Genomic DNA, 7051 nt, shown 5'->3' with positions numbered 1-7051 from the left:
GGTGTCATCGCTAGATCAGCGGTGTTTCAACGTTCCGTCGATGTGGCGAGGTGTTCGCCACGGCGATCGGAGACGGCTGCATTTGACTACTACTTGACTATTACTTGAGACATCTGCCATGAGCAACTCGTCAGATTTTACGCTTGCCAGTGCCAATACTTGGCAGGGCGCGATCTTCAACGGCGACTGGGTCCGCGTGTCCAGTGTCCTGGACGTCGTCGAGCCGGCCTCCGGCCAGCCGCTGCACCAGGTCGGCAGGGCCGCGCCGGAAGACGTGACCGCTGCCGTGCAAGCGGCACGCGCGGCGCAGCGCGCCTGGGCTGCCACGCCGCCGCGCGAGCGGGCGTCCGTGTTTCACCGTGCCGCGGCCCTGCTGCAGGAACAGGCGCCTGTCGCCGCGGCACTGATCGCGCGAGAAACCGGCGGGATCCTGCCGAAGGGCGAGCATGAGGTGCGAGAGGCGATCGTGCTGCTGCAGCGTGCTGCGGCGATGCCGCTGGAAGCCAACGGCCGGGTGCTGCCGAGCGCGCCGGGCCGGCTCAGCATTGCCCGTCAGCTACCGCTTGGCGTGGTCGGTGTGATTTCTCCGTTCAATTTCCCGCTGGTGCTGTCGCTGCGCTCCGTCGCGCCTGCGCTCGCGGTGGGCAACGCGGTGGTGATCAAGCCCGATCCGCGCACGCCATACGCAGGCGGTTTCGTGATTGCGGAAGTACTGGCCGCCGCGGGCTTGCCGAAGGGCCTGCTTCACGTGCTGCCCGGCGGCGCGGACGTCGGGCAGGCGCTGGTCGAGGCGCCCGGCGTGCCGATGCTTGCGTTTACCGGTTCGACGGCCGCCGGCCGCAAGATCGGCGAATTGGCGGGCAAGCATCTCAAAAAAGTGTCACTGGAGCTGGGCGGCAAGAACTCGCTGATCGTGCTCGACGACGCCGATCTCGACAAGACCGTGTCGGCAATCGCGTTCGGTGCCTGGTTCCACCAGGGGCAGATCTGCATGGCGACCGGCCGGGTGCTGGCCCACCGCAGCATCGCGGCGGAACTCACGCGGCGCCTGGCCGACAAGGCGCGCCACCTGCCGGTCGGCGATCCGGCCGTGGAGCACGTAGCGCTCGGTCCGATCATCGACCGCCGGCAGTTGCAGAACGTCGTTGACATCGTCGATGCCTCGGTGGCGGCCGGTGCCGTGGTCGAGGCGGGCGGAACCCACGAGGGACTGTTCTACCGGCCGACCGTGCTGTCCAACGTGAAGCCGGGCATGCGCGCTTTCGACGAAGAGATCTTCGGGCCCGTCGCGAGCGTGATCCCGTTCGATACCGACGACGAAGCCATCGAGCTTGCCAATCGTACCGACTACGGCTTGTCGGCGGGCGTGATTTCGGCCTCTGTGGGCCGCGCCATGGCCCTCGGCGAGCGGCTGCACACGGGCCTGCTGCATATCAACGACCAGACCGTCGCCGACGAGGTGATCAACCCGTTCGGCGGCACCGGCGCATCGGGCAACGGCAGCAGCGTGGGCGGCCCCGCCGACTGGGAGCAGTACACGCACTGGCAATGGGTGACGGTCAAGGACGCCGTTCCGCAGTATCCGTTCTGAACCCGGGCGGAGCGTCCGCGCGGGCGCTCCGGCCGATCTCTTCATTCTTTTTTCATCAAGGTGCAGGCCATGAGCAATCAAGCAGAGGAACAAACCGTCGTTTTCAGCATCGAGAACGGCGTGGCATGGGTCAAATTCAACCGCCCGGAAAAACGCAACGCGATGAGCCCGGCGCTGAACCGGCGCATGATGCAGGTGCTCGACGAGCTGGAGTTCCATCCGGAGGTCGGCGTGCTCGTGCTGACCGGCGAAGGCACCGCGTGGACGGCCGGCATGGATCTTCAGGAGTATTTCCGCGACACTGAAGCGCATGGCCTGAAGGGCACGCGCAAGGCACAGCGCGAGAGCTACGGCTGGTGGCGGCGCCTGCGCTGGTACCAGAAGCCTACCATCGCGATGATCAACGGCTGGTGCTTCGGTGGCGGCTACGGTCCGCTGTTCGCGTGCGATCTGGCGTTCTGCTCCGAGGAAGCGCACTTCGGCCTGTCCGAGATCAACTGGGGCATTCTGCCGGGCGGGGGCGCGTCGAAGGTCGCCGCAGAACTGCTCTCGTTCCGCCGTGCGATGTATCACGCGATGCTCGGCGAGAACATCGACGGCCGCAAGGCCGAGGAATGGGGCCTCGTCAACGAGGCGGTGCCTGCCGCGCAACTGCGCGAGCGTGTCAGCGAAGTGGCCCTGGCGCTGCTGAAGAAGAATCCGAGCGCCTTGAAAGCCACCAAGGACGCCGTCCGCCGCGTACGTGAGATGACCTATGACAACGCCGAGGATTTCCTCGTGCGAGCCCAGGAGGCGGCCAACAGTTTCGACGACGACGGCCGCAAGGAAGGCCTCAAGCAGTTCCTCGACGACAAGACCTACAAGCCTGGTCTCGGCGCCTACGATCTTAACCGCAAGCGCTGAGCGCCGGAGTCCGCCGATGAATACGACCCAATCCACGTCGCGGCCGGGGGTGAGCCGCGCGGCCATGGCGCGTCTGCTGAGACCGGCGTCGATCGCCATTGTCGGCGCCTCGCCGACGCCGGGCGCACTCGGCGCTTCGGTACTGGCTAACCTCCAGCGCAACGATTACGGGGGCAGGATCTATCTGGTCAATCCGAAGCGCGATGAGATCAATGGCCGGCCGTGTGTGAACTCGATCGAACAGTTGCCGCCAGGCGTGGATGTCGCCGTGCTGGCAATTCCACAGGCGGCGGTGCTTGACGCCGTGCGCCAGCTTGCGGACCGAAACGTGGGGGCCGTCGTGATCTTTTCCGCCGGTTTTGCCGAGGCGGGACCGGAAGGGATCGCGCAGCAGCACGAGATCGCGCGGATCGCAGCCGAGACGGGCATGCTCATCGAAGGGCCGAATTGCCTCGGTTGCATCAACTATCTCGACCGTGTGCCGCTGACGTTCATCGAGACCGACGTGAGCGCGGTGCAGGCGCAGCGCAGCCGCAGCGAGCCCGCGATCGGCATTCTGTCGCAGAGCGGGGCGATGATGGCTGTGCTCAACACCACGCTGACGAGCCGCCATCTGCCGCTTTCGTATGCCGTATCGACCGGCAACGAGGCGGCCAGCCATCTCGAGGACTATCTGGAATTCCTGCTCGACGACCCGGGCACCCGCGTCGTCGCAATGATTGCCGAGCAATTCCGGCAGCCACGCCGACTGCTCGACGCTGCGCGGCGCGCGCGGCGGGCGGGCAAGCTGCTGGTATTGCTGCATCCGGGCAAGAGCGCCGCCGCGCGCGCTTCGGCGGCCACGCATACGGGGGCGATGGCGGGCGACCATGCCGTGATGCGCACCAAGGTCGAACGCGCGGGCGTCGTGATGGCGCAGACGTTGGAGGAACTGGGCGATATCGCGGAGATCGGTTTGCGCTGCGCGAGCCTGCCTGGCCGCGGGACGGCGATCCTGGGCGAATCGGGAGCGTTCAAGGCGTTGTGTCTGGATGTGTGCGAGGCGCTCGGCCTTGACTTGCCCGTGATCGACGATGAGAGCGCGCCCGCGTTGCGCGCGGCGATGCCGCCGTTCGTCGCGGTCGCCAATCCGATCGATCTGACCGCACAAGGGCTAGTCGATCCGGACCTGTACTACCGCACGCTCTCGGCGCTGTTCGACGACGCTCGATTCTCGGCCGTCGTGGTCGGCCTGATCCAGACCGATCCGGTTACGTGTGCGATCAAGATGCCGCCCGTGCTGCGCGCAGTGCGGGAGCTGCGACCGCAAAAACCTGTGATCTGCGCGGGGCTCGACGAAGGGGCGATCGTGCCGGCCGAGTACATCGATCAGATGCGCGAACTGGGCGTGCCGTATTTCCCGAGCACCGAGCGTGCTTTGCGCGCCGTTGCCCGACTCAGCGAACTCGGTACGCGCGACTTCGCCGAGTCTGCGCATGAACCGGTTGCAGCCGACCTGCCGCGGCAAGGGGACGTTGTGCCCGAATACCGCGCCAAGCGGATCCTCGCACCACTCGGCATTCCGTTTGCGCCCGGCGAGCTGGCCACGAACCTCGATGCCGCGCTGACGATCGCGGATCGGATTGGCTACCCGATCGCGCTAAAGATGCAAGCGGTCGAGTTGAGCCACAAGAGCGACGTCGGCGGCGTGATACTCGGTGTCGACTGCGCCGACAATCTGCGCGCAGCTTGGATGCAGCTCGACGACAATTTGAAGCGACATGCGCCGGACGTGGTGCTCGACGGTGTGCTGGTCGAGAAGATGGGCAGCCGCGGTCTTGAGATGATCGTCGGCGCGCGTAACGATCCGCAATGGGGGCCAGTGATCCTGGTTGGCCTCGGTGGCGTCACGGCGGAGATAACGCGTGATGTGCGTCTGCTGGCCCACGATTTGCCGATGGAAGCGGTCGTGCACGAGTTGAGGCAATTGCGGGGCGCTGCCTTGCTGCAAGGATATCGGGGAGAGCCGCCGCTTGACGTGGACGCACTAGCGCGGGTGGTGGTAAACCTTGGCGCGCTGCTGCAATCCGAACCCCGCATCCGTGAGATCGACCTGAATCCGGTGATTGTCTATCGACAAGGTTCCGGCGTACTTGCATTGGACGCGTTGATGCTCGTGAAGCCGTGCGAATTGTCAACTTGATTGTCAATGGCTGCCAGCCACGCGCAGCCAAACGTTGCGTGTGGCGGATGTGCGTCGGGCCGGGTTGATCCTGCTGCTCGAAGACGGTGAGTCGCGCGACGCGATCACGCAGTGGCTCGGTTGCGATTCGCGCTCTATCGCGCGTTGGTCGCGCCGGTTTCCGGCCGAGCGGATGGGGGACTTGTACGCACGCCATCCCGGCAGAGCCCCCGGGCGCGCCGGAGAAGCTCGAGGCGTGTGTGTTGAGCACCACGCTCAAGCGCAAGCCCGCCACGCATTGGAGTAGTTGCAAGTTGGCCGCAGAGTTGGGCAGCATGTCGGTCTCGACCGCGCAACGTATCTGGCGCAAACATGGTTTGCGCCCTCATCGACTGGCGATCTGCTGCGACAGCGACCCCTCGGACAGCCGGATTTCTGCCTCAGGTTCTTCCTGCCAGCATCTCGCCAACAAGGCGGGCAGACGCGATGGCGCTCCGGGAGATCGCCGTCATCTTACCTGGATGCGCTGGGCAGAAGGCGCGTGAAGTCAGGCGGCTGGAACTACGCGCGCAACGCGTCATGTTGCCGGGCCGCAAAGGACTGTCGCTCACCTGCCTGGTGGCAGAAAAGCGCGGTGCGCGGGCCGGCGTGAAACCTGTGGTGTGGAGATTGCTGACCAACCGGGAGGCGCAAGACCTCTATGCCGTGATCGACATCATCGATTGGTATCGGGCCAGATGGGAGATCGAGATGCTCTTCCACGTGCTGAAAAACGCCTGCAGGGTGGAAACGTTGCAGCTATCGCACATGGACCGTGTCGAACGTGCGCTCGTCCTGTATATGGTGGTCTCGTGGCGAATTGCGAGACTGATGCGTTCAGGTTTTGTTGGCCGCTCTAAAACACAGAACTTCTGACAGGCCCCGACCGATCAAGATCAAGGCATTCAATTCGTGCGCGATCGTTTCCGGACTGATCTCTCGGCTCCGCTCACTGAGCCGCAAATATCGACACAATTCAGTACAAATGAAGCGAGGGGAATCCATTAAACTCCGCCGCTGAAACATCGACGCTCCCACTCGCCTGCCGCATTCGGCCGAAGTGCCTATGCGCGGCAAACACGCTTTCGATTCCCATGCACGAAGCAAGTAAGAATCTGTATCCCGTCCCTCCATTCAACAAGCGCAGGCGCCTGACGCAAGCGCTAGCGGCGCTGCCCTTCACGCTACCGATAGCAGGCCTTACTGCCTGCGGCGGCGACGACAGGGAAGATGCGTCAAACTTGCTGCCCACGGTAACGGACCGGCGCGTAGCGCTCTCAACTGGCGTGACATTGCACGTAAGGGACTGGAACGCAGCGAACGCTCGGAGGGTCGTCGTCCTGCTGGGAGGCCATGGAGAGAACGCCCAGTATTTCAACGGCATGGCGGCCGAACTAGCTCGACGTGCCCGAGTTATCGCGGTCAGCCGGCGCGGCTACGGGCAATCGGAAAAGCTTATGCCGAGTACCGTACAGCGATATGATCCGGATACGCTTGTCAGGGATCTCGAGTCACTGCTGTCCAGGTTGGGCGTTGGCAGCGCGGTCCTGTGCGGCCACTCGATCGCCGTCAATGAACTGACGCTGTTCGCTGGCCGCTATCCCAAGCTCGTGCGCGGGATTGTATACATGGACACCCCCTTCGACTACACACGCAAAAATCGGCTCGAAGATGAGGTGGCGCCGTCAGATCCCGCCCTGATGACGCCACCGCCACAGCCGTCGGACGGGGCGTCATTCGCTGCGGCCGTTGCCTACGCCAAGCGTATTAGGAAGGTCTGGACACCGGCCACAGAGGCCAACCTGCGGGATAGTCTTCACGTGCTGCCAGATGGCAGGGTGCGTCCAAGTACGCCGGAGGCGGTCGACAAATCAATGCTCAGCGAAGCGTTGTCCTTCTCGCCAGATTACGCGGCGGTCAAAGCGCCATCGCTCATACTGGCGGCGAACCCAACGAGTCCGCGCGACCTGTTCCCCTGGCTGATCGAACCCATTTCTTCTCAGATCCGGCAGGAGGTGGAAACGCTATTGCTCTATTCCAGTCGGAGACGGTCGCGCACTCTCGAGTGGTTCAAGGCCGCATTGCCGGATAGCCAGCAAAAGATCATCGCAAACAGTAGCCACGCCGATTTCTTCATCGAGCACCAAGCCGAAGTGGTACGCGCGATCGAGTCGACGGGATGGTACTAAATCGACGGCGGACCGTCGCATTGTCCTACATGCTGGTGGCATGCGGCGGCGATGACGGTGGCGCTACGCACGCGCCGGCGGTTGGATGCAACGTCGGAATCCGACATCCATCCTACGACTTTCCGCAACTCCTTGCGATGAACCAGCGAGGGCTTGGCTATGCCAGAT

The 7051-nt window shown here is 64.1% G+C and carries 5 protein-coding genes and 1 pseudogene; all 6 read left to right on the top strand.

The features are described 5' to 3' along the window. Nucleotides 1–118: 118 nt before the first annotated feature. Nucleotides 119–1591 (top strand): benzaldehyde dehydrogenase, encoded by a 1473-nt coding sequence (locus tag AC3FOF_RS29990; RefSeq protein ID WP_488728667.1) that lies wholly within the window; start codon nt 119–121, stop codon nt 1589–1591. A gap of 69 nt (nt 1592–1660) precedes the next feature. Further along, a complete protein-coding gene (locus AC3FOF_RS29985) occupies nt 1661–2494 on the top strand; it encodes a p-hydroxycinnamoyl CoA hydratase/lyase (RefSeq protein WP_488728670.1) in 834 nt (277 codons plus the stop codon). Nucleotides 2495–2510: 16 nt separating this feature from the next. Beyond that, entirely contained in the window at nt 2511–4676 is a 2166-nt protein-coding gene (locus AC3FOF_RS29980) for an acetate--CoA ligase family protein (RefSeq protein ID WP_488728666.1), read from the top strand. Nucleotides 4677–4716: 40 nt separating this feature from the next. Further along, complete coding sequence (locus tag AC3FOF_RS29975; RefSeq protein WP_488728669.1) at nt 4717–4962, top strand: helix-turn-helix domain-containing protein; 246 nt, start codon at nt 4717–4719, stop codon at nt 4960–4962. A gap of 185 nt (nt 4963–5147) precedes the next feature. Next, a pseudogene (locus AC3FOF_RS29970) lies at nt 5148–5537 on the top strand (transposase); the annotation flags it as partial. A 251-nt stretch (nt 5538–5788) separates the two neighbouring features. Then, on the top strand, nt 5789–6883 hold the full coding sequence (locus tag AC3FOF_RS29965; protein ID WP_488728665.1) for an alpha/beta fold hydrolase: 1095 nt from the start codon (nt 5789–5791) through the stop codon (nt 6881–6883). The last annotated feature ends 168 nt before the right edge of the window (nt 6884–7051 follow it).

It is taken from the genome of Cupriavidus sp. 96C5-1 (assembly GCF_057798855.1).
The sequence above is the reverse complement of the archived record's forward strand: the minus strand, read 5'-3'. Positions and strand labels throughout refer to the sequence as shown.